The following is a 24,831-nucleotide window of genomic DNA, read 5'->3' as shown; positions in this document are numbered from 1 at the left end:
GCCACACCCTCCACCCCACCGCTGAAAACACCGACCAAAACACCGACCAGTACGCCGACGCCCGCCGTACCGGCTGCTGATGTCAGCGTCGACGTGAAGATCGCCGGTGGGAAGATCTCCGCCGGCCAGGCCGTGGTGAAGGCCAAGCGGGGCCAGAAGGTCCGCATCACTGCTGTCAGCGATGTGCCCGAGTCACTCCATGTCCACGGCTACGACAAGACACTGGACCTCAAGCCGGGCAAGCCGGTGTCGGTGGAGTTCACCGCCGATGCCAAGGGCGTCTTCGAAGTCGAGACGCATGAGAACGGCAAGCTCGTCTTCAAGCTGCAGGTGACCTGATGCTTCCGTTGCACGGGATCGGTGGGCGGCAGGACCTGCCGATCCCCTTTGGGCTGGCGGTCACGGGTGCCGGGATCGCGATCGCAGTGTCGTTCGTGATCCTGGCCGTCGCCTGGCGGTCACCGAAGTACCGCGGTGCTTCCAGCGGTACGCCGCTCCCGGCTGGACTGCGCACCGCATTCGACTCGTCATGGTTGCGCTGGGCGGTCCGGGTGTTCGGTCTCGCCCTGTTCGGCTGGGCCGCACTGGCCCTGCTGGCCGGAGTGGACCGGCTGACAAACCCGATCTTCGGATTCGTCTACATCCTGGTGTGGGTCGGTTTGGTGCCGCTGTCGCTGCTCCTCGGTCCGGTGTGGCGCACTCTGAACCCACTCCGCACCCTGCACCTGCTGGCCTGCCGAGTGCTTCGCCATGACCCGCGTCGCGGTCTACTCGAGCTCTCACCGCGCGTAGGGCTCTGGCCGGCCGCCGTCGGCATCTTCGCGTTCGCCTGGCTCGAGCTGGTCGCACCGGATCGCGCGACGCTACTGGTGGTGCAGGCCTGGCTCTCCCTGTACGTCGTCTATGTCATGTTCGGCGCTGTCTTGTTCGGGGACCGGTGGTTCGCTGCTGCGGACCCGTTCGAGGCCTACGCGACGTTGATGGCGAAGCTGTCGCCCTGGGGACGCCGGGGCGACGGTGTGATCGTCCTACGACGCCCACTGGAGAACCTGGACAGCCTGACACCCCGCCCGGGGCTGGTCGCACTCGTGGCCGCACTACTGGGCTCTACGGCGTACGACGGGTTCTCCCGGTCGAGCAGGTGGATCGGATGGTCCCAGGACTCGGGGTACTCGCAGACTCTGCTCGGAACACTGGCGCTGGTCGGGTTCGTGCTGTTCGTCCTGGTCACCTACTCCGCGGCCACAGTGCTGGCGGGACGGATCTCGGACAGCTCACGGACCAGACTGCCGGGTCTGTTCGCACACTCGGTCGTACCGATCGTGCTGGGCTATGTGGTCGCGCACTACTTCACGCTGCTCGTTCTAGAAGGTCAGCGCACGATCAACCAGCTCAGCGATCCACTCAGCCGTGGCTGGAACGTCTTCGGTACCGGTCTGAACGGAGTGAACGCAGGCATCACCAACCACACCACTGCGGTCGCCACAGTCCAGGTCAGTGCCGTAGTGATCGGCCACCTGCTCGGTGTGATCTCGGCTCACGACAGGGCGGTCGCACTGTTCCCACGCGGCCGTGCGCTGGCCGGACAGCTCCCGCTGCTGGTGGTCATGGTCGCGTACACGACGGGAGGCCTGCTGCTGCTCTTCTCGGCCTGATCCGGATCTGGCCGACGGCTATGCCGGCCAGGACGAGTGCGAGGCCGAGGACCTGACGCGGGGTCAGGGACTCGGCCGAGAAGAGCAGCCCGAGCAGTACGCCGGTCACCGGGTTGAGCAGTCCGATCAGGCCGACGGTGGCCGCGTCGAGGTGGCGTAGTCCGGTGAACCAGGCGGTGAAGGCCAGTGCGGTCGCCACCAGGCCGACGTACGCGAAACCGGCGACGGCAGGGAGGTCGAGGGTGGGCGGGCGGCCTTCGAAGACCAGCGCGAACGGGATGAGGACCAGTCCGCCGGCGATCAACTGCCAGGAGGTGGTCGCCAGCGGCCCGTCGGCGCGGCCCCACTTCTTCGCCAGGACGTAGCCGCAGGACGACATCGTCAGTGCGGCAACCGAAGCTGCCACTCCACCGAGGTTCACCGACGTTGCCCCGCCGCCCAGCAGCAGACAGACCCCGGCGAAGCCAGCCACTGTGCCAACCAGGACCGCTGCAGCGGGGCGCTCGGATAGCAGCGCCCATGCGAACAGCGCCATGGTCATCGGCGCTGCGGACATGATTGTGGCCGCCACGCTGACAGGTAGCAGCTGTGCGGCCAGATAGATCAGGGCGAAGAACGCACCCATGTTGCACACGCCCAGCAGGAGCGAACGCCACCACCAAACCCCTTGCGGTAGCCGGCGCGCTATGGCGAGCAGGAGCAGTCCGGCGGGCAGTGCGCGGAACACAGCGCCGTACAAGGGGTATCCGGCTGGGAGGTACTCGTGGGTGACGAAATAGTTCGTTCCCCGGGCCACCGGTGCGATCGCTGTCACGAGGGCCCACCGGTAGGTATTTTCCATGGAAGACACTATATCTTCCCGGGAAGATATAGTGGTAGCCGTGACCGAAATGGACCACGTAGCCAGGATCCAGGCGGAGTGGCAGCTCGAACGGCCGGACGTCGACACCAGCCCGCAGGGGGTGATCGGCCGGTTGCACCGGATCGGCGCGCACCTGACCGGTGAGCTGACGCTGCTCTACTCCCGATTCGGGCTCACCGAGGGCGAGTTCGACGTACTGGCCGCGCTGCGCCGCGCCGGAGCGCCGTACGAGCGGGCGCCGGGCGAGATCGCCGTACACACGATGGTGACGACCGGTGCGGTCACCAAACGCGTCGACCGGCTCGAATCGGCCGGTCTGGTGGTCAGACGGCGCAGTGACGAGGATGGGCGTGGCCGGGTGGTCCGCCTGACCCCAGCGGGGCGCCGGCTGATCGACCGTGCTTTCACTGCCCATATGGACAATGAGAAGCGGCTTCTCGGCGTCCTACCGCCCGAGGAGGCGGCCAAATTGGAGGAGATCCTGGCCGCATGGCTGGCCCGGATCGAGGACACGGCACAATAGGCGTACCCATGGTTCGGGAAATCTTGACCGTGGCATGACATTGCGTCACGGCGTTCCGGTCCAATCGGGGCCTCGGTACCCGGTAACCTCCTGGGTGGCCGCACGCAGCAACCAGGAAGGTCAGCTCCACACATGGGTTCCACTGTTTCTCCCGGGCGCGGGTCGATGCGCGCCCGTGTGCTCGCGATGCTTCCGGGCCCGGCACGCAAGATCCTCGGCCGGAGCAAGCGTGCCGTGACCGAAGGTGGCAAGACGCTGGCCGCGAACGTCGACCGCAAGCGCCGCGAGGCCGCTCTGCCGCCGACCCCCGAGGTTCCGAAGTCCGAGGTCCGGTTGTTCGTCGGCCCGGCCAACTTCGCCGGTCAGGGCACCACCTGGGCCCGGGCGGCCGAGCGTCACCTCGCCGGTGTGAAGGCCAAGAACATGCAGTACGCCGGTGGTGCGTACCGGTTCCCGGCCGACATCGAGGTCGAGCGCGAGCTCCTCGACGACCGGGTCTGGCAGGACCGCCAGGTCGAGTACCTGACCAGCGGCAACTACACCCACGTGCTGATCGAGGCCGGTCGCCCGGTTTTCGGCACCCGCTTCGCGCGGAACGCCGTCGGTGATGTGAAGACGCTCAAGGAGGCCGGTGTGAACGTCGGCCTGGTCGCCCACGGTTCCGATGTCCGCCTGCCGAGCCGGCACGCCGAGACGCACCAGTGGTCGCCGTTCCACGAGCGCGACGACTTCTTCGTCCGGCTGGAGGCCCAGGCCAAGCGTGAGGGTCTGCTGTTCAACACCTTCGACGGACCCACCTTCGTGTCCACCCCGGACCTGCTGGTCGACGTGCCGGGCGCCAAGTGGCTGCCGGTCGTCATCGAGCCGGACCGCTGGGCCAACGACGAGCCGGTGCTGGAGCGGGAGCGTCCGATCGTCCTGCACGCACCGACCAACCCGCGCTTCAAGGGCACCGAGTTCGTCGAGGCGGCCATGCAGCCGCTGCACGACAAGGGCCTGATCGAGTACCGCCGGCTCACCGACATCCCCAGCGAGGAGATGCCGGCCGCGATGGCGGGGGCTGACGTCGTGCTCGAGCAGTTCGTGCTCGGCCCGTACAGCGTGACCGCGTGCGAGGCGATGGCAGCCGGCCGCGTGGTCGTGGTGAACGTCGACGAGGACGTCCGCAAGCACGTCAGCACGGTGACCGGGCGGGACCTGCCGATCGTGCACGCCGACCCGACCACCATCGGCGAGGTCGTCGAGCAGATCGTGGCCGACCGCGAGGCGCACCGCGCCGTAGCGGCCCGCGGCCCGGAGTACGTGCGCGCAGTGCACGACGGAACCATGTCCAGCGCCGTCCTCGGGACCTGGCTCACGCCGGGCGCGAGCAAGTAGAAGAAAGCCATCATGACTGACCTGCAGGAGTTCGCCGGCGTGGACATCGCTGTGATCGTGCCGTGCTACAACGAAGCCGTTGCCGTCACCAAGGTGGTGACCGAGCTGCGCGCCGCGCTTCCGACCGCCAGCATCTATGTGTACGACAACAACTCCACGGATGACACCGCGGAGCTGGCCCGCGCCGCCGGTGCGATCGTGCGGCACGAGTCCCGCAAGGGCAAGGGCAACGTGGTCCGCCGCGCCTTCTCCGACGTCGACGCCGACGTCTACGTGCTGATCGACGGCGACGACACGTACGACGCCGCCCGCGCGGGCGATCTGGTCCGCGTGCTGCTGCAGGGGCCGTACGATCACGTCGTCGGTGTCCGCAAGCACACCAACGAGGAGGCGTACCGGCCGGGTCACACCCTGGGCAACCGGGTGCTCACCGGGACCGTCGGGGCGCTGTTCGGCCGGCAGATCACCGACATGCTGAGCGGTTACCGGGTCTTCTCGCGGCGCTACGTGAAGTCGTTCCCGGCGCTGGCGCAGGAGTTCGAGATCGAGACCGAGCTGACCATCCACTCGCTGCACCTGCGGGTGCCGGTGGCGGAGCTCGCGATCGGCTACAAGGAGCGTCCGACCGGTGGCGAGAGCAAGCTGCGCACCTACCGCGACGGGACGCGCATCCTGCGCTGGATCCTGAGCGTCACCCGGCTGGAGCGGCCGACGCTGTTCCACGGCATCCTGGCCTCGGTGTTCGGCATCGTGTCGCTGATCCTCGGCGTACCGGTCGTCGTCGAGTACGTCGACACCGGTCTGGTGCCGCGGTTCCCGACCGCGATCCTGGCCTCGACGATGGGGATCGTCGCGATCCTGGTGCTGGCCGTCGGCTACGTGCTGGACGCGATCATGCGCGGACGGCAGGAGGCGGCCCGGCTGGCCTACCTCCGGCTGCCCGCACCGCAGACGATCGAAGCCGCAGCTGGCGAGCTCCCCGTCCCGGTCGTCCCGGAGGCCTCGGAATCACCCCAGGTCGTCTGAGCTCTCCGACTCTTCGCCCTCCGTCGCGCTCGCGGCGGGGGGCGTTGTCTTGTCCCGGAGTGCGTCCCGCTCGGCCGTCACTGCTGCCAGCGCCGCCTTGGCCTCCTCCAGAGCCTGCTTGGTCGCCTGGAGCTGCAGCTCCTGAGTGCGGCGGACCAGCCCTTCGAGGACGTGCTCGTCCGCCAGCCGCAGCAGCGTCCGGCCGGTCAGCGGCCCCGGCGAGCGGGAGCGGTCGAGATACGCGTGCAGCTCGCCGACCTCGTCGTCGACGCGTCGGCAGATAACCGCCACGCCCCACTCGGTGTCTGCGAGCGGGTGCGCCTCAGTTGCCTGCAGACCAGCCGCCACCAGCGCCTGGATCACCGGCCCGAGCGGTAGCTCAGCAGCCGGCCACGGCAGCAGCAACAGCACGACCTCACCCGGGACGGCGTCCGCCAGCACTGCAGGCAGGTCGCCAGCCGCGGCGGGGGAGCTGGCCACGGCCACCGCCGTCAGTACGTCGTCGGCCGCGGCAGATGGGACTGTCTCGGCCACCTTCATCAGCGGCGGCCACGGGTGCTCGGAGCCGGTGCGGTCGACGACTGTCCCGCCTTCGGGCAACCAGGAGCGGACGAGTTCGTTGAGCTGCATTCAGAACACCCTTTGCAGGACGAGGAAGCCGGTGGGAGCGCCTCGGAAACCGTAGGGGACGAAGCGCTCCACCTGCAGTCCAGCTGGCTCAAGCAGACTCCGATACCGGTGCAGGGCGCGCGTCCGCTGGTAGAACGACCAGGTGCGGTCCACATCGGACTCGTGGTCCACGACCAGGAGCAGACCGCCCAGCCGGACCAGTGCGGCCAGATTCAGCACCGAGGCCTCCCACAGCGCGTCATCCATGATGTGGAAGAGCACATCGATGCTGTAGACCACGTCGTACAGGTACGGCGGCTGCCAGTCGGCCAGCTGGGACAGGTGGAAGCTGCTGTGGCCGGTCGCGTTCGCGCGGCACAGCTCGATCGCATGCTCGCTGACGTCGATCCCGTCGACCGCATGCCCGAACCGCGCCATCGAATGCGCGAACCAGCCCTTGCCGCAACCGGCGTCGAGGATGCGCAGCGGCGCCGCGTACTCGGTCCGGTCGCCGATGATGTCGAGCAGCCGGCCGAGCCGGACCGCGTAGAAGATCTCGTTGCTGAACTCGTCGTACCCGGCGTCACCGCCCGAGCGCAGTGCGCCGAGCCGCCGGTGCCGGCGATCCCAGTGCTCGATCGTCTCGTCTGCTCCGAGCTGATCCACGAATTTCACCCTACCCTCGTTCCCCCAGAACAACCTGACCCTCTGTTACGCTCCTGCTACTTGGCCGCCCTGCCCCGAGCCACGAGTACGACGATCACGGGGGAGCCCTTGCGAACGTGGCGAGCCCGGCACTGGGCCCCAGTGTCGGCGGCCGCTCTGGCGGCTGCTGCGACGTTCGTCGCATCGGGCATCATCCGCGGTACCTATCCGTTCGGTGCGCTGCCGCGGAACACCAACGACCTCGGCCAGCAGTTCGTCCCGATGCACGCCTATCTGCGCGACCTGCTCACCGGACAGGCACCGGGTGACTTCCTCCTGAACTGGTCCAGCGGGTACGGCGTCCCGTTCATCGGCGACTTCATGGGCTACCTCGGGACCAGCCTGTCGTGGATGGTGCTGCTGTTCCCACGCGACCGCATCGACCTGGCGATGTACGTGATCGCCACCGCTGCGATCGGGGCGGCCGCGGCCGCGATGACGGCGTACCTGCGCTTGCTGCGCCCGGCCGGGCCGGTGTGGCTGGCTGCGCTAGCTGGAGTGTCCTACGCGACCTGTGGCTGGGCGATCGACGATGCGGCGTACATGACCGAGTGGCTGAACGGTCTGATCGCGTTTCCGGTGATCTGTCTGCTGTGTGAGTGGATCTGGAGCAAGCGTTCGCTGACGGCGCTGGTGGTGACGCCGTTCGTCGTTGCACTGCTGTGGATGTCGCACTTCTACACGGTCTACATGGCGACGCTGGGCGCTGCTGTGGTGGTCCTGGCGCGGGTGCTGTCCGACCCGGAGGGCGGGGCATTCACTCGCCGGGTCGAGGGCGGGTTCCGGTGCCTGGTGGGTGTTGCCGTGGGGATCACACTGGCCGCTCCACTGCTGTTGCCGACGTACTGGCTGGTGCAGACGGCCACACCGAGTCCTGACGAGGTGTTTACGCCACTCGGGTGGACGGAGTTCCTCTCGCGGCTGCTGCCGGGCTCTGAGGGTGTTGGGACGTCACCTGGGTTGGCTGTCGGCACGCTGATGCTCCTGCTCGCGCTGAGCTTCCCGTTCAACCGCGCGGTGCCAGGGTGGGAGCGGTTCATCTGGACTGCGTTCGTGGTGCTGACTTTCGTGAGTCTGCAACTGCAGTACCCACACAAGGTGTGGCACGGGTTCGACTCCCCGAACGGGAGCCCGTACCGGCAGGCGTTCGTGGTCGCCGGGATGCTGGTGGTTGTCGGGTGGATGTCGCTCGCATCCGGTGTGCGGAACCTCCTGGCGGTGGCCGTGCCGCTGGTGCTGGTCGGTGCACTGTTCGCGCAGGTGTCCGATCTGCCGACGATCACGCCGACCACGCGAGACGTCGTACCGGTGGTTGCCGGAGTCGCCGTCCTGGCGTTTCTGCTGACGCGGTGGCGTCTGGGAACACAGCTATGGGGACGGCGGATCGCGGCGGGGCTTCTGATCGCTGCTGTGCTCGTCGAGACCACGTTGTCGTCGGTGGCGATCGACGAGGCCCGGTCGAAGTTCATGCGCGACTACCAGCCGTGGGGTGCCAAACAGGAGTCGATCCGCGCACTGGTGCAGGCGGCCGAGGACTGGCCACAGCAGCGCGTGTCTGCGAGTCAGTACACGACCCTGAACGACCCGATGCTGATCGGAGGCCAGGGCGCCGAGTACTACACCAGTACGATCCAGCACTCACTGTCGGAGACGCTGGTCAATCTGGGGTTCGGCTACAGCTCCTATGGTCGGGCTCCGATCGATCCGAAGAACCCGGTGGTCGATTCAGTCTTCGCAGTCGGCGCCCGGGTGCAGGAGGGGCCGCAGGGGACCTTTGCGCTCGTCAAGCGGCAGGCGGGTCCGTTGGTGACACTGCGGCCGGAGAAGCCGTGGAAGTCGGCGGATCCCGGGGCGTTCGGCGTACAGGAGACCGCTCTGGGTGCTGACGTCTACACGGTCCCCAAGGTGCAGGTGCGTGTGTCGAAGGGTGCGACGGCAGCGCAGCGGGACTGGGGCATTGGTATGCGGCCGCTGCCGGGTGCTGATGATCCTGTGGAGCTCAGACTGACCGCCTCCTGCCGGCCAGGGGACGGTGTCTACCTGCGCGGGCCGGAGTTCGTCGGCGATGTGCTGATCAGTGGTGACGGTTGGCGGCAGGTGCTGAAGCCGTCGGCGAAACGTCCCGGCACCTACACCGGTGCTCCGATGTTGTGGGTGGGCAGGGCCCGGGCCAACGGCGTGGCTGATGTGCGGATCCGGGTGTCCGCGCCGACGCGGCTGCCGGTCGGTGCGATCGGCTGTCTGGACCCGGAGCGGCTGAAAGCAGCGGTCACCGCGTTGCAGAGCAGCAAGCCGGCTGAGGTCGAGGTCGGTGGGCATGACGTGGCTGTGCGGTTCAAAGCCGGACAGGCTCGGACCATGGTCCTGGGCGTCGTGAACACGCCGGGCTGGCAGTGCGCGGTCGACGGCAAGGCTGCGAAGGCACCTGAGTCGCTGTCCGGGCTGATCGCCGTGCCGGTCGGTCCCAAGGCGCGCAAGGTGTCGTGCAGCTACGTGCCACGCGGTCTGGAGGCCGGACTGGTTCTGGCGGTCGCCGCGTTGGGTGTCCTGTGCGCGCTGGCAGGGATTCTGATGGTTGGCGAGAGGCGTCGGCCTTAGGTTTGCAGGTGGATTGCAAGGTGTGGGGCCGACTGTGGTCGCATGACGACAGTCAGCGTGGAGCAGCAGGTCTCGTGCCGAGTGTTGGGGCCGCTGGAGCTTGAGGTGGACGGCGAAGCGTTGCCGGTCAATGGCGTGCAGGCGCGACGGCTGCTGGCTGCGCTTGTGCTCGCCGACAGCCGTCCGGTGGCCGACCTGGAGTTGGCGGACCTGATGTGGCCGAGCGGCTGGCCGGAGAACGCGCGCAAGGCGCTGCGGGTACAGGTCTGGCGGTTGCGGACCGCTCTGGGCCCAGCTGGCGAGCAACTGGAGCGGACGCCTTCGGGGTACCGCTTCACGGTCGCTACCGACCACCACTGGTTCTCCGACTTGGTCTCATCGGGGCTGTACCGGCTGTCGATCCGCGATGCAGCCGGTGCGATTCAGGATCTGGACGCAGCTCTCGGGCTCTGGCGGGGTGAACCCTGGCAGGACCTGGCTGGCTCTCCGGCGGTGGCCGGAGCCCGGACCAGGCTGGTTGAGCTCCACCAGCTCGCTCTGGAGGAGGTCGAAGCTGCCCGCCTGGCCTTCGGCAACCCCTGGGTCGCTCTGCGGTCGCTGACCCAGCTCGTTGCCGCCAGCCCGTACCGAGAACGCCGCTGGGAGCTGTTGGCACTCGCCTGCCTGCAGACCGGCCAGGCAGAGCGCGCCGGCGCCGAACTACGCCGTTTCCGAGCCCTGCTTGCCGATGAGCTCGGTCTGGATCCCGGACCGGCGCTAGTGGCGCTGGAACGGCGATTGGTCGCCCCACCGCGGGCGCCGCGCCCGCGCCCGGCCGCCTGGCGCTGGAGGTAGCGTCGGACGCGGCTATGGTGGCCCGGTGCTGGAGTGCCGGGTTCTGGGGCCCGTCCGAGTGCTGGTTGACGGGGCCGCGGTCGAGGTCGGGGGAGCGCTGCCCCGGCGGTTGCTCGCTGCGCTCGCGCTGGCGGACGGCAAGCCGGTCTCCGACGACCGGCTGGCCCAGGCGATGTGGGACGACCAGCCACCGGCCAAGGCAGCAGCCGCGATGCAGGCGTACGTCTCGAGACTGCGGTCCGCCCTCGGAACGGCGTACCGCGATCGGCTGGGCCGCACACCGGCCGGCTACTTCCTGCACGCCGACGAGATCGACGTACGGCGTTGTGGCGAGCTGATCGAGGCTGCGCGCGGCCAACTGGCCGGAGACCGGCCGGAGCAGGCCCGGATCCGGCTCACTGAGGCACTGGAGCTGTGGCGAGGCGAGCCTTACGCCGAACTGCCGGACGACATTGCCGCGGCAGAACGTGGGCGGTTGACCGAGCTGCGCGAGGTAGCGCTGGAGGACTTGGCGGCCGCACGGCTGGGGACCGGGGACGCAGCTGAGGCCGTCGTGCAGCTGGAGCAGCTCGTGCGCGAGCAGCCGCTGCGTGAGCGTCGCTGGGCACTGCTCGTGCTCGGGCTCTACCGGTGTGACCGGCAAGGTGATGCGCTGGCGACACTGCGCAGGGTGCGGGAGTTGCTGGCCGAACAGCTCGGCGTCGACCCTGGCCCTGAACTGCAGGAGCTGGAACGACAGGTGCTCGCGCAGGACCCGCGGCTGCGGTTGGCCGCGCCGATGCGCGTTGTGCGGCCGGTACCGATCAGACGGCCGCTGACGACGTTCCTGGGGCGCTCTGCCGAACTCGCGGTCCTCACCTCGCGAATGGACCGGCACCGGCTCGTCAACCTGGTCGGTCCGGCCGGTGTGGGGAAGACGCGGCTGATGGTTGAGTACCTGGCCACACTGGGGCCGGCCACTGATCCCTGGGCGGCCCGGCTCGCCGACGTACCGGATGGGTCTGGCGTTGTGGCTGCCGTGGCTGATGCGGTCGGTGTGGTGGTCACAGGCGATCCGGTGGCCGCTCTTGTCGACGGAATCGGTACGGCGTCTGCGTTGCTGGTGCTGGACAACTGCGAGCACGTCGTTGCGGCAGCGGCGGAGCTGGTCGACCAGCTGACCCAGAGCTGTCCGGGACTGCGGATCCTGGCAACGAGTCGCGAGCCGCTCGGCGTCGACGGTGAGGTCACTGTCTCGGTCCAGCCATTGCCTTGGTCCACGGACGCCGGAGAACCCGCTGTTGAGCTGCTGGTGGATCGCGTGCGGGCAGTGCGGCCTGGCTGGGAGCCGAACCCGGGTGAGCTCGTCGCTGCCCGGCGGATCGCTACTGCACTCGACGGTCTGCCGCTGGCAATCGAGCTGGCGGCCGCACGGGCCCGGGTACTCGGACTCGGGGAGATCGCGGACCGCCTCGCCGACAGGTTCGCCGTACTGGGGCCTGTGCCGCGTGGGTCGCTCGCGTGGCACGCGACGCTGGAGGCTGCGATCGGTTGGAGCGTCGATCTGCTCGATCCGGCCGACCGTGAGCTGCTGCTGAAGCTCTGGGCGTTCGAGGGCGGCTTCACGCTGGAGGCGGCCGAGACGATCTGGCCAGGCCGGGAGACCGCCGTACTGGAGTCCCTGTCCGCTCTGGTCACGCGGTCGGTGGTGGTGGCCGACACGTCCACCGAGCCGACGCGGTACCTGCTGCTGGAGAGCATCCGCGCCTACTGCCGCGGCATTGACCCGGATCCGGCCGAGACGCGGCTGGTGCAGGCTCGCTGGGTGCGGCTGCTCGCGGGGCGCTGTGCAGACTCGATTCGCAGCACCCAGGCGGGTGCCTTTGTACGCATGATGAGTCGTGAGCTGCCCAACCTGCGGGCCGGGTTCGCTCACGACCTGACGACGGACCCGGACAGTGCGCTGCTCACTGCGGTCTCGCTGGGCGTCTACCTGTACCGCGGGGTTCACCACGGCGAGGCGATCCGGATGCTGCGTTCGGCGCTTGCCGCCGCCCCGGACGCGTCCGCCTTCGACCGCGTTCGCGCCCTCAACACCCTGACAGCGCTCACCTACTACTCGGGCGACCACGCCGGTATGACCGAGTTGGTCGAGGTAGTGGCCGGTTTGATCCCGCAGGTGGCACCTGATGTCTCACCACGCGACTATGCCGAGGCTCTGTTCTTCCTGGCCATCGGATGTGCCTTGAGCGAGCCGATGGCAGCGACCTGGCAGATGACTGAGCAGGTGACGGGGGAGCTGATCGAGTACTGCGAGCGGGTCGGGATCGAGGTGATGATCCCTTCCGCGGTGACGGTGCGGACTGTCGCGTTACTGAGGCAGACGAGCGACAGTGCTGAGATGCTGCAGTACGCCGATGCGCTGCAGCAGCAGAGCCGTGGTTGGGTCAAGGGCTGGGCCAGCCAGGTCGTGGGGGAGCTGTACCTGCGCCATCCATCACTGCGACCGGACTCTGCTGAGCGGGCGCTGGCTGCGCTCCGGACTGCGCTGGCGCGGTTCCTGCAGCACGAGGACTACCCGTATGCGCTCAACACGTTGCGGATCGGCGCACTCGCGCTGGTGCGGGCGGGCCGGCCGGTGGACGACGGCGTACGGCTGCTGGCCGCCGTACAAGCGCATGCGGAGCGGCTGGGCCTCAAGACGCCCGGGCTCTACGTGGTCGGTGAGCCGTGGGTTGAGCGGGAGCTGGGTGCCGTTCCGGCGCAGGAGCCTGTCACGTGGAGCGCAATGGTGGCAATGCTCGCCGACGACTGACTTGCCGGTCACAGCGTGGTGCAAGTGGGATGCAAGGGGTGCTGTGCAGTCTGAGCGGCATGGAGTTCGTGAGTGGGACCGGGGGACGCCGGCTGGACTATGTACGGCGTGGGCGGGGTGCGCCGCTGCTGCTGATCCAGGGCATGGCGGGGCATCACGAGTTCTGGGGGGACGAACTGCTCTCCGCGTTGGAGGCCAGGTTCGACATCGTCGCGTACGACCATCGGGGGATCGGGCGTGGTGACCGGGCGGACGAACCGTTCACGGTGGCGGACCTGGCCGACGACGCGGCCGCGGTGATCGCGTCGGTGGGGTGGACCGACGCGCACGTGTTCGGCATCTCGCTCGGCGGGATGGTGACCCAGGAGCTGGTACTGCGGCACCCGGACCTTGTGCGGTCGATCGCACTCGGGTGCACCTGGGCCGGGGGACCCCGAGGGGTGATCTCGGAGACGTCGCGCCGGATGGTGGACGCGATCGCCACCCGGGACGTCGAGCATGGGGTGCGCACGAGCTTCGAGGCGAACCTGTCCCGCAGATACGCCGCGCAAGAACCCGGCGCTCTCGAGCTCTATCGCCGGAGAGCGCTCTCTGTGAAGGTCCCGGTACCCGTCGTGCTGATGCAGTGGGCCGCGGCCCAGGCGCACGACACCACGGCCCGGCTCGGGGCGGTCGACGTACCGGCGCTGATCTTGCACGGCTCCGCCGACGCAGGGATCCCGCGAGAGAACGCTCTCCAGCTCCATGATCTCCTGCCCGCGGCGCAGCTCGAGATCTTCGAGAACGCCGGTCACCTGTTCTGGTGGGAGGACCCGGAGCGCACCGCGGCGCTGCTGATCGCCCAATCCACCGGCTGATCGGCGGGGAACCTATTCCGGTCCAGCACGCGTCCTTCGGCGTGGGGGTGGTGCCGCCCCGAACGATGGGTGGGTAACCTGCCCTGGTCGTTGGCTGATCGGATAGGAGATGATGCCGACCGTGACCGAACCAGGAAGCCAGCCCAAGCACGACCGGCTGCCGCCGTCGGAGGCCGATCCGGCCGTCGCGGGGCTGACCGTCGGGCTCGGTGGCCGGTCCGGCCGGTTCGCGCGGCTCAGCTCGTCCTGGTGGACGCCGCTGCGGATCGCGCTCGCCGTGTGCACACTCACGTTCGGCCTCGGCGTGCTGCAGAAGGCGCCGTGTATGGATGCCGGCTGGGACCGGCAGAGCTGGCGGCCGTTCAAGGCGCTGTGCTACTCCGATGTCGGCTTCCTCTACCAGGAGCGCGGATTTGCCGAGGGCAACCGGCCGTTCCTCGACACCGGCAACTACCCGGTGCTCGAGTACCCGGTGCTCACCGGCGCGTTCATGGAGGTCGCCGCGCAGCTCACCTGGCTGGTCACCGGCGACCCGAAGACGGATCTCACCGCTGAGCAGAAGCGCGACACGGCCGGCGTGTTCTTCGTCGTCAACATCGCGCTGCTGTTCCTCTGCGCACTGATCACCGTCGGCCTCACCGTGGCGACGGCCCGTGGCGTCGCCTCCAGACCCGGTGCCGCTCGCGGCCAGCCCCTCGATGCCCTGTACGTCGCTGCCGCGCCCGTGCTCGCGGTGACGTCGACGATCAACTGGGACCTGTTCGCGGTCGCTCTCACGGCCGGCGCGATGTTCGCCTGGTCGCGCGGGAAACCGATCTGGTTCGGTGTGCTGATCGGGCTCGGGACAGCGGCGAAGTTCTATCCGTTCCTGCTGCTCGGGCCGCTGCTGATCGTGTGCCTGCGCGGCCGCAAACTGTGGCCGTTCGTCCAGGCCACGGTCGCGGCGGTGGTCGCCTGGGCGCTCGTGAACGCGCCGATCTACCTGCTCGCGAAGAACGAGTGGCTGTCGTTCTGGACGTTCAACGACGCGCGGGAGAGCGACTACGGCTCGATCTGGTACGTGCTGAAGCTGGCCAAGCACGAGGTTGCCGACGTCAACCAGCTGAACATCGTGATCTTCGCGGGTCTGTGCCTGTCGATCGCGATCCTCGGTCTGATGGCACCAAGACCGCCACGCTTCGCTCAGCTCGCGTTCCTGGTGGTCGCGGCGTTCCTGCTGATCAACAAGGTCTACTCACCGCAGTACGTGCTCTGGCTGCTGCCGTTGGTCGCCTTGGCCCGGCCGCGGTTGCGGGACTGGCTGATCTGGCAAGCGTGCGAGTGCTTCTACTGGATGCTGGTGTGGATGCATCTCGCGCAGTTCCTTCAGCCCGGTAATCCGGATGTTCCCGACCGCATCTACTGGTTGTCCGTCATCCTCCGGATGGCCGGAACCCTCTGGCTGATGCTGGTCGTCGCTCGCGACATCCTGCTGCCGGAGAAGGATCCGGTCCGCCAGGGCGATCTTGTCGACGACCCCAGCGACGGCGTGGCCTCCAAGGCTCCACCGCGAGAGCTGGCCCCCGCTTGATCAGAGATTCAGCTTGGCGACGTCAAGGTTGCCGCCGCTGACCACGGCAGCGGTCACGCCGCCGAGCTGGATCTTGTTCTCCAGCAAGGCGGCGAACGGCGCCGCGGCGGCCGGCTCCAGCGCAAGCTTGGTACGCGACATGACGAGCCGCGTCGCCGCGAGCAGGGCGTCCTCGCTCACTCGGACGACATCGTCGACGTACTGCTGGATGAGCGGGAAGTTGCGCGTACCGCAGATCGGCGCGGCCAGCCCGTCGGCGATCGAGCGCGCGCTCGGCAGCCGCTGCGGTTCGCCGGCCGCGAGACTACGGCTCACGACATCCGCCTGCTCCGGCTCGATCCCGATCACGCGGATCTCGGGCTTCAGTAGCTTGAGCGCCAGCGCGACTCCCGAGATCAGTCCACCACCACCGACCGGGACCAGCACGGTCTCCAGATCGGGCCGATCCTCCAGCAACTCGAGACCGAGACTCCCGTGCCCCGTGATCACCTGCTCGTCGTCGAACGGATGGACTCCGGTGAGATCGCGCTCTCTCCTGATCCGTTCATACGCCGCGAGCAGATCGCCGTCCACGAGCTCGACCGTCGCGCCGTACCCACGCGCCGCATCGACCTTCGCCGGTACGGCGGTCGTCGCCATCACCACCGTCGCTGGAACCCCCGCGTCCCGCGCCGCCCAAGCCAGCGCCCCCGCCGCGTTCCCCGCCGACACCGTCACCACGCCACGCGCCCGCTCCACGGCCGTCAGCGACAGCAACTTCGTCAGCAGCCCCCGGACCTTGAAGCTGCCCGTCTTCTGGAACAGTTCCGCCTTCAGCACCAGCTCCCCGCCGAACTGCGCGTCCAGCACCGAGGACCCAACCATCGGCGTCCGGTGAATCCGCCCCCGCAATCCCTCGGCGGCCCCACGAATCTCTGCAAGCGTCGGCATGTGCCGACCCTATGCCGGTGTGCTGCTGCCCGAGTCAGCCGAGGTGCTTGGCGAGGAAGCTGACGATGTTGCCCATCACCTGTTGGGATGACCACTGGTTGGCGGCGTTGGTGTCACCGGTCATGAGGCTCAGGTCGCCGTGGTTGCCGCCCTGGACGACATACCGGGTCGTGTCGGCTCCTTCGGCCCGCAGAGCGTTGTGCAGGGTCAGGGTCTGGCTCGGCGACACCAATTGATCGGCGCTCCCGTGCAGGAACAGGAACGACGGGTCCGACGCGCCGACGTACGTGGCCGGGTCCGCGCCCTTCGTCACGGCGGGTTCGTCCTCGACGGACAGCTTGGTACCGGCGCCGAAGATCACCTGGGCGAGTGCGTTGCCCGGGGTGTGGTTGGACTTCTGGGCCGCGGCGTCGAAGTCGGCGGCGATCTTCGCGATATCGGCCGGGCCGAACTCGTCGACGACCGCCTGTACGTCGCTGCTCTGCCCGGGGTTGCCGGTGCCTTCGAACTCGGCGCGGCCGTTCGTGACACCGGTCATCGCGGCGAGGTATCCGCCGGCGGACTGGCCCCAGACCGCGACCTTGGCCGGATCGATCCCGTACTCCGCGGCGTGGGCGCGCAGGAAGCGGATGGCCGACTTCACGTCGGCGACGATCTCTTTGTACGTCGCTCCGTTCCGCACCGTGCGGTATTCGATACCGGCCACGGCGTAGCCCTGCTCGGCCACGTAGGTGCGCTGATCGAGGTTGCCTGCTTTGCTCGCGTTGGAGAACTGACCGCCGGTGAGGTAGACGACCAGCGGCTTCGCACCCGCCGTCAGTGGCACCTGGAGATCGAGCTTGAGCGGTACCTGCCGGCCGCCGGAGGTCGGCGAGTCGTAGACGATGTCGTTGGTGGCCTTCAGCGGTGTCCTGCCGCACTGGATCTCGGGGCCGCTCCCGTCGATGACCGTGCTCGTGCTGGTGTCGCTCGGTGCGACGGTCTTCGCGAACGTAGGGCCGGCCGCGCCACCCGCAGGCGGGTTCCCGCCCGGCGGGTTGACCGTCGCCTGCGGGCAGGCCGCCGTACCGGTCGTACTGCCGTCAGACGTGTCGGCACTCGAGGAGCATGCGACCAGGGCGCCTCCCGTCAGCGTCACTGTGGCGAGTAAGCCGATGATCGTCCGGGTTCTCATGTGCTGACCGTCCTCAATAAGTTGATACTCTATATCCGCTTACGGCCCACCGTAGCATTAACCGGATACGTTGTATCCACTTGTCTGGAATGAGGTGAATCACGGTTGCGCAAGGACGCCGAACTCAACCGCCGCCGCGTGATCGCGGCGGCCCGGGAGGTGTTTCGCGACCGTGGGATCGGTGCGACCCTCAACGACGTGGCGCATCATGCGGGCGTCGGGGTCGGCACTGTCTACCGGCGTTTCCCGGACAAGGAGGCGCTGGTCGACGCGCTGTTCGACGACATGGTCGACACGGTCGAGGCGGCCACTCGCGCGGCGCTGGGGGAGCCGGATCCCTGGGTGGGCCTGGCGACCGCGCTGGAGAAGACCTGTGAGGTCCAGGCCTTGGATCGCGGACTCCGTGAGGTCATGCTCGGAACCGGCCGGGGGCCTGAGCGCCAGGCGCAGATGCGGGAGCGGGTCGCGCCACTGATCCATGAGTTGGTGACGCGGGCCAAGGATGCGGGCGTGCTACGGGCCGACGTCGCCCCGCCCGACTTCCCGACCATCCAGCTGATGCTCGGCGCGGTCACGGACCACGTCGGCCGGCCTGAGCTGTGGCGCCGCTATCTGGCCCTGTTGCTCGACGGTTTGCGGGCCCGCCCCGACCTCGCGCCACTACCGGATGCCGCCCTGCCGCCGGGCGACTTCGACGAGCGGCTGGTCGTCGCCAGCGATCCAAAGTGTAGTAAGTCGATGGACTAACGACCATATTGCGAGACGCGGCCCGGAGAGTGCTCCGGGCGATCTACCGTCGTGTCATGAGGCCGATGCTGACCGTGATCGTCGATCCTGCCGACCGTTGGATGGACCGTGCCGCCTGTAGCGGGCAGGCCGGTGCGTACGACGAGACCGCGACTCGTTTCGAGCAGCGTAAGGCGCGCGAGCTGTGCCTGACCTCATGCCCGGTGCTGAACGAGTGCTACGAGTGGGCGCGCAGAACCAGGTACACGGGAACGGCGGCCGGGATCACGTTTCTCGACGGCCGCCGCCGCGGTCACCCCGACTCGGCGGCCAGCTGATCAGAGCTTGGCAGCGACGGCGGCGACGAGGCGGTCGGCGGCCGGCGGGTGGTCGGGGATGAAGAGGTAGGGCTCGATCAGTTCGAGCTCCATCAGCAGGAAACGACCGTTGACGACGACACCGTCGACGCGGGCGTAGGTCGGCTGAGAAGGCGCCGCAGAGAGCGCGGTCTTGGCGCTCTCGAGGATCTCCGGAGTCGGTTCCTCGACCGTCACCGCGCCACCGAACATGTGCTGCACCCGGTAGTCACCAGCTGCCGGGCGCTTCACCACCGCGTGGCTGTACTCGCCGTCGAAGAAGAGCAGCGACCATTCGCCGGCCGTCTGGATCTCCGGCAGGAACGGCTGCACCAGGTACACGTCGTCGGGCAGATCCGTCATCGCCTGGTCGAGCTCGGCCGAGCCGGCCAGCCCGCGAACGGTGTTGAAGGCCGCCCCGCTCACGGTCGGCTTGATCACGATCTGCTGACCGTCGAGCCCGGCGACGACCTCGCGCAGGCATGCGCCGGCCGCGACCTGAGACGGCACGATCGCGACGCCCTGCTCGCGGAGCTCGAGGAGGTAGCGCTTGTCGCTGTTCCAGCGGACCAGGTCGGTCTCGTTCAGGACCAGTACGCCGGACTTGTCGAGCAGCCCGAGCCATTCGGTGAACTCGACCTGCCGCTTGTAGTAGTCCCACACCGAGCGCAGCAGCACCGCGTCGTACCCGGACCAGTCGATCGACGGGTCCGTCCAGACCACGGGGTCGGGTTCGAGGCCGGCCGCGCGGAAGGCGTCCAGGAGCGGAACCTCTTCCGGCAGCAGCTCGGGCCAGTCGGCCGAGGTCGCGATCGCGATGCGCTTGCTCAGTTTGGGGCTGTTCAGTGTCACGCTGCTCAGTGTTGGTTGGCGGTCAGCCTCGCGTCAAACTGCTTTGCGGCGACCGAACGGTGACGCACGGTAGTGGCAATGACGACGATGGCAGCTGCGGTCAGATAGATCAGGCCCTGCCGGCTGTCGTGCCCGACGGTCGCATAGGCCAGGTACGCAGCCAGCGGTACGGCGATCCACTCGGGCCGTCCGGAGAGTGCGGCCAGCGCGACCAACGGCACGCCGTACCAGGGATAGGTGGGGGTCGCGATCAGCAGCGCGGCGCCGTACAGCCAGCAGCAGGTGACGGCCAGCGGCTCGCGGCCGCGGCGCCGGAACGCGAGGACGGCGAGCGCTCCCGCGACCAGAACGGCGACCAGCTGCCGGGCCTCAGGAGGCAGCAGGAGCGAGAAGATCGCGAATCGCGTGCTGCCGTTGGAGAACCCTTCCTGGGTCAGATAACCGGGCAGAAAGCCGAGCACCAGGGCGCCGGAGGCCACCAGATACGGGAGGTAGCTGACAACAAAGGTGCCGAGGGCAACGACCGACTGGCGAACCCGGAACGCGGGCAGCAACAGCAACGGCAACAGCTTCACGCTGGCGGCAGCACCGAGCAGGATCGCGGCGAGTCGGGGCCGCCGGGCCGCGACCAGTACCGCGGCGGTGATGAGCAGCGCACCGAGAACGTCGACATGGGCCGCGCTCCCAGCCTCGAGAACCACGATCGGTGACCAACCCCACAGCGCGGCCCAGCGTCTGTCCCGGCTTGTTGCGGCGAGTAGCCAGGTGAGCGCAATCGCGAGCAGACCGGCCGCGATCTGCAGGCCCAGCGTTCCCGCCGACCACGGAGTGACGGCCGCGACCGCGACGAAGTACACCTGCGCGATCGGTGGGTAGATCGTCGGCACCTGCGGCCGGTTGATCCGGGTCCGCGGATCATCGGCGGCGATCGCTGCGACCGCCGCGGGATCCGTCGGTACGCGCGGCGGTGCGTTTACTCCTGACGAATGCTCCGGCGAGAGCCCTGGAAAGAGCAGCGGATCTCGTAAGTCCGCGAGGGCGTCATCCAACGGAACATGCGCGTACGGCGAGTGCCCGGCGAGCTGCACGCGCCCGTCCCACACGTAGCGATAGGAATCTGTGCTCGTGATCGGCGCATGCGTCAGCCCCGGGATCTGACACAGCCCGGCCACCACCACGACCGCGGCAATCCCGAGCCCTCGGCCGAACCGCCAGATCGCCGCGGCCACCAGCAAACACCCGAGTATCAAGGTCAGATTCGGCCACCAACTGACGGCGTGCGCCCAGATGGTGAGTACGGCGGTTCCGACCGCCGTACAAGCGATCAGCCAATGGCCCGCGGTGCGGCTCAATGCGGGGCGGCTCATGCGGTGCGGCGGAGGGTCAGGAAGGCTCGGTGCGGAGTGCGCCAGTCCTCGATCGGGTGCAGGGCGGCGGCGCGTGCATGCCGGAGCAACGTGCGACTGCCAATCCTTGCCCAGGGCAATGGTATCGACCGGCGCCCGGTGGAGCTGCGCAGCACAATAGGCGCGGTGTCGTCGAGATCGTCGTCCGGATCGACCTCGACCAGGACGAGACCGTTGGGCCGCACCAGCTCCGCGCAGCGGCGGAGCAGATCGGCCGGATCACCGCCGATGCCGATGTTGCCGTCCATCAACACCACGCTGCCCCAGCGGCCCTCGGCCGGCAGCCGGTTCTGCACCGGCCGCTGCAATGCGGCCGCGCCGCGCGACGTCGTCAACGAGATTGCCTGCGGAGACACATCGACACCGAGGGCTGGAATCCCTTGCTCGGCCAACGCCGTCACGATCCGGCCCGGCCCGCAGCCGATGTCCAGCACCGGCCCCTCGCACCGGCTCAGCGCGAGCCGATCAACCTCGTCCGCCGGCGACTGCCAGCGGTCCAGCTCCGACAATGCGGGCAGGGTCCGCCCATCGATGCCGGTGGCAACTACTTGCGCCGTACCGCCGAGCGCCTGCTCGAACAGCAACGCCGGATGGGCCGAGTGCTCCAGCCGCCGGAACAATCGGGACATCCGCAGCGCCGGATACTCCGCGGCGATCGCGGCTGCGTCCCACGGCGTGTCCATGTCCCGGAGAGTCTGTAGCTGGAGAACGCGTTTCCCGCGTTTCTCAAGACGCAGCAGCTGATCCTGACCGGTGTGATCGGTGGACATGGGAACGCCGATCAGCGCCTGGTCATCCGGTTCGCGCAGCCCGAGGCACCAGTACCCGCCATCCTCGGTCAGCCCGAGAACAGCGTCGTACCCAGGCCAGTTGAAGCCCAGGAGCTCGGCCGGCAGTTGCGGCGTGTCCATACCGACCAGGAGCATCGGCGATCCGTCGAAGGCGTCCTCGAACGCTGCTGCCAGCCGTTCGTCGAGGCCGTCTCCACGCTGCCGGATCACCTCGAACCCGGCTGGCAACCACGGCCCCGGCCGGCCCTCGAGAACCAGCACGCGACGGGTCGCTGGAGCCGCCCGAACCGTGGTCAACGTGTCGATCAGCGAAGCACGCGCAAGCGCAGCCGCCTCCCTGGGCGTGAACTCGGTCTGTAACCGAGTCTTGACCCGACCAGCGACCGGTTCCTTCGCGATCACGATCAGCGTGCCCTGTTGGGTCATGCCTTCAGCACCTTCGACATGTCCACGACGGCCCGAGCGGCGCCGAGCGGCGTACCGGTGACCTTCGAGCGGCCTGAGCGGGGCAGGTAGTCGACGTCGACCTCGGCGATCCGCCAGCCGGCGTCGGCGGCGCGAACGACGGTCTCGAGCGGATAGCCAGATCGCCGATCCGTCAGCGCGAGGTCCAGCAGCGCGGTCCGCCGAGCGGCGCGCATCGGGCCGAGATCGTGCAGGAGAACGCCTGTGCGTCTCCTGATCCGGCGGGACAGCTCAGCGTTCGCGAGACGCAGATGCCAAGGCCACACGTCCCGAGAAACCGCTCTCCGGCGGCCGACCATGAGATCCGCGTTCCCGGCGAGCACCGGCGCGGTCACCCGGACGAGCTGCCGCGGATCCAGCGAAGCATCAGCGTCCATGAACGCAACGACCTCGGCGTCGGCCGCCTCCAGGCCGGCGTGACACGCGGCGCCGTACCCACGGATCGAGCACCGTACGACGGTCGCCCCGAGTTCTTCGGCGATTTCGGCCGAACCATCGGTCGAGCCGTTGTCGACGACAACGGCTCGGACGCCGGCCGGAAGCCGGGTGAGCACCCAGGGCAGAGCCGCAGCCTCGTCGAGGCAGGGCAGTACGAGATCGACAGCCACCCTTCGACCGTAGGGAAGAACGGAGGTTCCAGGTGGCTGCCGGCGACTACGGGTTGCTTACGGTGAGCGCTCTCTCGGGGTCCAGGTCCAGCGCCGAGGCGGTCGGAAGTCCTACGCTCTGACCGTGGCTACTCGTGTGCTCGTGGTCGATGACGACCCGACCGTGTCCAACGTCGTCTCGGCGTACCTGACCAAGGCGGGGTACGACGCTCGCGTGGTCGCGGACGGGACCGCTGCCGTCGAGGTCTGGCAGCAGTGGAAACCGTCGGTCGTCGTCCTGGACGTGATGCTGCCGGGAATGTCCGGCCTGGAGGTGCTGCGCCGGATGCGCGCGGCCGACGACGGCGCGGCGGTGATCATGCTGTCCGCCCGCGGTGAGGAGGAGGACCGGCTGGTCGGCCTCGAGGTCGGTGCCGACGACTATGTGGTCAAGCCGTTCAGTCCGAGAGAGCTGACGCTGCGGGTGCAGGCGATGCTGCGGCGCGAGGAGCGACTGGCCGGGCTCGACCTGACGCCGACCAAGCTGAGCGCCGGCCCGATCACGATCGACACCGCGGCCCGGATCGCGATGCTGGACGGGAGAGCGCTCTCTCTGACGCATCGCGAGTTCGATCTGCTGGCGTATCTGGTGTCGCATCCGGGAAAGGCGTACACGAAGGCCGAGCTGCTGCGCCGGGTCTGGGGCTGGGACTTCGGTGACTCGTCGACGGTCACCGTTCACGTCCGCCGGCTCCGCGAGAAGATCGAGGCAGATCCCTCGGACCCGCAGCTCGTACTGACCGTGCCGCGCACGGGCTACCGGTTCGCGGGGGAGTCCGAATGAACCGCGACACGATGACGATCCTCGCGCTCACGACCCTGTGGACGCTGGTGGTCGCGGTGGTCGGCGGCGTGATCCTGTACCAGTTCCGCCGCCGGTCGTTGCGGGTCACGATGATCGTCGCCGCGCTGGCGCCGATGGCCGCGGCCCTCGCTGCGGTGCTGCAGAGCGTGCGGGCGATGTTCATATCCGAACACGATTCCTGGGTCGTTCTCTGGACACTCGCGTTCGCAGGGTTTCTCGGACTCGGGATGTCCGTGCTGCTCGGGCACTGGATCAGCGCGGGCTCGCGCGATGTCGGACAACGGTTGCGACGGCTGGGTACGACGTACGAACCCTCGGATCGCCTCACTGGCGCCGTACCGGCTGAGCTTGCTGCATTGACAGATGAGCTCGAGATGACGCGCGAGAAACTGGCCGCGTCCCACGCGAGAGAGCGCGCTCTCGAAGCGAGCCGGCGGGAACTGGTCGCGTTCATGTCACATGATCTGCGGACTCCGCTGGCCGGGTTGCGGGCGGTTGCGGAAGGACTCGAGGACGGGGTGATCGACGACGTACCGGCGGCGCTGCGGCAGATGCGGTCGACTGTCGACCGGATGACCGGGCTCGTCGACGACCTGTTCGAGCTCTCGCGATTGTCGGCGGCCGCGCTACCGCGGAAGCGATCGGCGGTGAGCCTGCGCGAACTCGCCGAAGACGTGGCAGGCGAGAACGGCGAGCATGCCCGGGCCTCGGGTGTTGAGCTCACCGTGTCGACGCCGGCTGGCGACGATCGGCTTGCTGTACAAGGGGATCCGGACGAACTGACCCGCGCCGTGACGAACCTGGTCGGCAACGCGATCCGGCACACGACGCGCGGCGGAACAGTCACACTCGTCGTCGACCGCGAGCCGGACGGCCGAGTGCGGCTCGCCGTAACCGACGGATGCGGCGGGATCCCGGCCGACGACCTGGAACGCGTCTTCGACATCGGCTGGCGCGGCGACGAACAGCGGACCCCGGTACCGGCCTCCGCCTCGACTTCGGGTTCGGCTTCGGCTTCGGGCGAGCCGTCGGCAGCGTCGTCGGGTGGCGGCGGTCTTGGGCTGGCGATCGCCCGCGGCGTCGTGGAATCCCACGACGGCCAGATCGGCGTCACGAACATCGACGGCGGATGCGCATTCCAGATCGACCTCCCCCCAGTGCCCGCCAACGCCAACGTCAGCTAGCGACCTCGCCGGTGGGGTGACTCGGGGTCTGGCGGGCTGCGGCTTGCAGGGCGGTGCGGGCGGCGATGATGGCGGGGTGGTTGGC

The 24,831-nt window shown here is 68.5% G+C and carries 23 protein-coding genes; 14 read left to right on the top strand and 9 right to left on the bottom strand.

From position 1 onward, the window contains the following. Both E1261_RS45385 and E1261_RS23210 read left to right on the top strand, forming a co-directional pair. Nucleotides 1-339: cupredoxin domain-containing protein (locus E1261_RS45385; RefSeq protein WP_165952619.1), on the top strand; the 339-nt coding region annotated here is incomplete at its 5' end. Next, nucleotides 339-1,655 (top strand): hypothetical protein, encoded by a 1,317-nt coding sequence (locus tag E1261_RS23210; protein WP_132409820.1) that lies wholly within the window; start codon nt 339-341, stop codon nt 1,653-1,655. The genes E1261_RS45385 and E1261_RS23210, both read left to right, overlap by 1 nt. Here E1261_RS23210 and E1261_RS23205 read toward each other — a convergent pair. Then, the gene (locus E1261_RS23205) at nt 1,606-2,496 is read right to left on the bottom strand and encodes an EamA family transporter (protein WP_132409818.1); all 891 of its coding nucleotides are present in this window, start codon (nt 2,494-2,496) and stop codon (nt 1,606-1,608) included. The genes E1261_RS23210 and E1261_RS23205 overlap by 50 nt on opposite strands. 49 nt (nt 2,497-2,545) lie before the next feature. On the opposite strand from E1261_RS23205, the gene E1261_RS23200 reads away from it, so the two are divergent. From E1261_RS23200 to E1261_RS23190, 3 genes are all read left to right on the top strand, one after another. Beyond that, nucleotides 2,546-3,040 (top strand): MarR family winged helix-turn-helix transcriptional regulator, encoded by a 495-nt coding sequence (locus E1261_RS23200; RefSeq protein WP_132409830.1) that lies wholly within the window; start codon nt 2,546-2,548, stop codon nt 3,038-3,040. 165 nt (nt 3,041-3,205) lie between these two features. Then, on the top strand, nt 3,206-4,417 hold the full coding sequence (locus E1261_RS23195; RefSeq protein ID WP_132409816.1) for a hypothetical protein: 1,212 nt from the start codon (nt 3,206-3,208) through the stop codon (nt 4,415-4,417). A gap of 12 nt (nt 4,418-4,429) precedes the next feature. Further along, entirely contained in the window at nt 4,430-5,443 is a 1,014-nt protein-coding gene (locus E1261_RS23190; RefSeq protein WP_132409814.1) for a glycosyltransferase, read from the top strand. On the opposite strand, the gene E1261_RS23185 is transcribed toward E1261_RS23190, so the two are convergent. Both E1261_RS23185 and E1261_RS23180 read right to left on the bottom strand, forming a co-directional pair. Further along, nucleotides 5,426-6,073 (bottom strand): hypothetical protein, encoded by a 648-nt coding sequence (locus E1261_RS23185; protein WP_132409812.1) that lies wholly within the window; start codon nt 6,071-6,073, stop codon nt 5,426-5,428. The two genes, E1261_RS23190 and E1261_RS23185, sit on opposite strands and share 18 nt — an antisense overlap. Then, nucleotides 6,074-6,727, bottom strand: a complete 654-nt coding sequence (locus E1261_RS23180; RefSeq protein ID WP_165952618.1) for a class I SAM-dependent methyltransferase — start codon at nt 6,725-6,727, stop codon at nt 6,074-6,076. 51 nt (nt 6,728-6,778) lie between these two features. Here E1261_RS23180 and E1261_RS23175 point away from each other — a divergent pair, with 51 nt between their 5' ends. The 5 genes from E1261_RS23175 to E1261_RS23155 all read left to right on the top strand — a co-directional run bounded on the left by E1261_RS23175 (nt 6,779) and on the right by E1261_RS23155 (nt 15,410). Then, nucleotides 6,779-9,355, top strand: a complete 2,577-nt coding sequence (locus tag E1261_RS23175) for a YfhO family protein (RefSeq protein WP_165952617.1) — start codon at nt 6,779-6,781, stop codon at nt 9,353-9,355. Nucleotides 9,356-9,397: 42 nt separating this feature from the next. Beyond that, nucleotides 9,398-10,189, top strand: coding sequence for an AfsR/SARP family transcriptional regulator (locus tag E1261_RS23170; RefSeq protein ID WP_132409807.1), 792 nt, complete (start codon nt 9,398-9,400; stop codon nt 10,187-10,189). A 25-nt stretch (nt 10,190-10,214) separates the two neighbouring features. Beyond that, on the top strand, nt 10,215-12,983 hold the full coding sequence (locus E1261_RS23165; RefSeq protein WP_132409805.1) for an ATP-binding protein: 2,769 nt from the start codon (nt 10,215-10,217) through the stop codon (nt 12,981-12,983). Nucleotides 12,984-13,042: 59 nt separating this feature from the next. Beyond that, nucleotides 13,043-13,840 (top strand): alpha/beta fold hydrolase, encoded by a 798-nt coding sequence (locus E1261_RS23160; RefSeq protein WP_165952616.1) that lies wholly within the window; start codon nt 13,043-13,045, stop codon nt 13,838-13,840. A gap of 112 nt (nt 13,841-13,952) precedes the next feature. After that, entirely contained in the window at nt 13,953-15,410 is a 1,458-nt protein-coding gene (locus E1261_RS23155) for a glycosyltransferase family 87 protein (protein WP_132409828.1), read from the top strand. On the opposite strand, the gene E1261_RS23150 is transcribed toward E1261_RS23155, so the two are convergent. Together E1261_RS23150 and E1261_RS23145 are read right to left on the bottom strand one after the other, a co-directional pair. Then, nucleotides 15,411-16,340: a threonine ammonia-lyase gene (locus tag E1261_RS23150; RefSeq protein WP_132409801.1), complete on the bottom strand. Its 930-nt coding sequence runs from the start codon at nt 16,338-16,340 to the stop codon at nt 15,411-15,413. A 34-nt stretch (nt 16,341-16,374) separates the two neighbouring features. After that, nucleotides 16,375-17,514, bottom strand: coding sequence for an alpha/beta hydrolase (locus E1261_RS23145; protein ID WP_132409799.1), 1,140 nt, complete (start codon nt 17,512-17,514; stop codon nt 16,375-16,377). A 105-nt stretch (nt 17,515-17,619) separates the two neighbouring features. On the opposite strand from E1261_RS23145, the gene E1261_RS23140 reads away from it, so the two are divergent. Both E1261_RS23140 and E1261_RS23135 read left to right on the top strand, forming a co-directional pair. Further along, nucleotides 17,620-18,261, top strand: coding sequence for a TetR/AcrR family transcriptional regulator (locus E1261_RS23140; protein WP_202874948.1), 642 nt, complete (start codon nt 17,620-17,622; stop codon nt 18,259-18,261). A gap of 56 nt (nt 18,262-18,317) precedes the next feature. Continuing rightward, on the top strand, nt 18,318-18,578 hold the full coding sequence (locus E1261_RS23135; protein WP_132409797.1) for a WhiB family transcriptional regulator: 261 nt from the start codon (nt 18,318-18,320) through the stop codon (nt 18,576-18,578). Here the strand turns inward: E1261_RS23135 and E1261_RS23130 are convergent, their stop codons facing one another. From E1261_RS23130 to E1261_RS23115, 4 genes are read right to left on the bottom strand one after another with little or no spacing between them, the layout of a single operon-like run. Continuing rightward, nucleotides 18,579-19,448 (bottom strand): ATP-grasp domain-containing protein, encoded by an 870-nt coding sequence (locus tag E1261_RS23130; RefSeq protein ID WP_238176384.1) that lies wholly within the window; start codon nt 19,446-19,448, stop codon nt 18,579-18,581. A 5-nt stretch (nt 19,449-19,453) separates the two neighbouring features. Next, entirely contained in the window at nt 19,454-20,815 is a 1,362-nt protein-coding gene (locus tag E1261_RS23125) for an MptA/MptB family glycosyltransferase (RefSeq protein ID WP_132409795.1), read from the bottom strand. Continuing rightward, nucleotides 20,812-22,071, bottom strand: a complete 1,260-nt coding sequence (locus E1261_RS46030; RefSeq protein WP_202874946.1) for a DUF2064 domain-containing protein — start codon at nt 22,069-22,071, stop codon at nt 20,812-20,814. The genes E1261_RS23125 and E1261_RS46030 overlap by 4 nt, the downstream gene beginning before the upstream one ends. Further along, on the bottom strand, nt 22,068-22,718 hold the full coding sequence (locus E1261_RS23115; protein ID WP_132409793.1) for a glycosyltransferase family 2 protein: 651 nt from the start codon (nt 22,716-22,718) through the stop codon (nt 22,068-22,070). Before E1261_RS23115 ends, E1261_RS46030 begins: the two co-directional genes overlap by 4 nt. A 124-nt stretch (nt 22,719-22,842) precedes the next feature. On the opposite strand from E1261_RS23115, the gene E1261_RS23110 reads away from it, so the two are divergent. Both E1261_RS23110 and E1261_RS23105 read left to right on the top strand, forming a co-directional pair. Then, complete coding sequence (locus E1261_RS23110; protein WP_165952615.1) at nt 22,843-23,541, top strand: response regulator transcription factor; 699 nt, start codon at nt 22,843-22,845, stop codon at nt 23,539-23,541. Continuing rightward, nucleotides 23,538-24,746 (top strand): sensor histidine kinase, encoded by a 1,209-nt coding sequence (locus E1261_RS23105; RefSeq protein WP_132409791.1) that lies wholly within the window; start codon nt 23,538-23,540, stop codon nt 24,744-24,746. The genes E1261_RS23110 and E1261_RS23105 overlap by 4 nt, the downstream gene beginning before the upstream one ends. Nucleotides 24,747-24,831 lie beyond the last annotated feature (85 nt).

Origin of the sequence: Kribbella albertanoniae (assembly GCF_004348455.1) — a bacterium.
Classification (GTDB): Bacteria; Actinomycetota; Actinomycetes; order Propionibacteriales; family Kribbellaceae; genus Kribbella; species Kribbella albertanoniae.
Note: the sequence above shows the minus strand (reverse complement) of the source record. Positions and strands in the feature narration are given on the sequence as shown.

Bases quoted from the DNA above. Each gene is read 5' to 3' on its own strand.
- E1261_RS23155 (WP_132409828.1), top strand. From the start codon at position 13,953: ATGCCGACCGTGACCGAACCAGGAAGCCAGCCCAAGCACGACCGGCTG.
- E1261_RS23210 (WP_132409820.1), top strand. From the start codon at position 339: ATGCTTCCGTTGCACGGGATCGGTGGGCGGCAGGACCTGCCGATCCCC.
- E1261_RS23125 (WP_132409795.1), bottom strand. From the start codon at position 20,815: ATGAGCCGCCCCGCATTGAGCCGCACCGCGGGCCATTGGCTGATCGCT.
- E1261_RS23150 (WP_132409801.1), bottom strand. From the start codon at position 16,340: ATGCCGACGCTTGCAGAGATTCGTGGGGCCGCCGAGGGATTGCGGGGG.
- E1261_RS46030 (WP_202874946.1), bottom strand. From the start codon at position 22,071: ATGACCCAACAGGGCACGCTGATCGTGATCGCGAAGGAACCGGTCGCT.
- E1261_RS23145 (WP_132409799.1), bottom strand. From the start codon at position 17,514: ATGAGAACCCGGACGATCATCGGCTTACTCGCCACAGTGACGCTGACG.
- E1261_RS23190 (WP_132409814.1), top strand. From the start codon at position 4,430: ATGACTGACCTGCAGGAGTTCGCCGGCGTGGACATCGCTGTGATCGTG.
- E1261_RS23185 (WP_132409812.1), bottom strand. From the start codon at position 6,073: ATGCAGCTCAACGAACTCGTCCGCTCCTGGTTGCCCGAAGGCGGGACA.
- E1261_RS23200 (WP_132409830.1), top strand. From the start codon at position 2,546: ATGGACCACGTAGCCAGGATCCAGGCGGAGTGGCAGCTCGAACGGCCG.
- E1261_RS23195 (WP_132409816.1), top strand. From the start codon at position 3,206: ATGCGCGCCCGTGTGCTCGCGATGCTTCCGGGCCCGGCACGCAAGATC.
- E1261_RS23135 (WP_132409797.1), top strand. From the start codon at position 18,318: ATGAGGCCGATGCTGACCGTGATCGTCGATCCTGCCGACCGTTGGATG.
- E1261_RS23170 (WP_132409807.1), top strand. From the start codon at position 9,398: ATGACGACAGTCAGCGTGGAGCAGCAGGTCTCGTGCCGAGTGTTGGGG.
- E1261_RS23160 (WP_165952616.1), top strand. From the start codon at position 13,043: ATGGAGTTCGTGAGTGGGACCGGGGGACGCCGGCTGGACTATGTACGG.
- E1261_RS23105 (WP_132409791.1), top strand. From the start codon at position 23,538: ATGAACCGCGACACGATGACGATCCTCGCGCTCACGACCCTGTGGACG.
- E1261_RS23205 (WP_132409818.1), bottom strand. From the start codon at position 2,496: ATGGAAAATACCTACCGGTGGGCCCTCGTGACAGCGATCGCACCGGTG.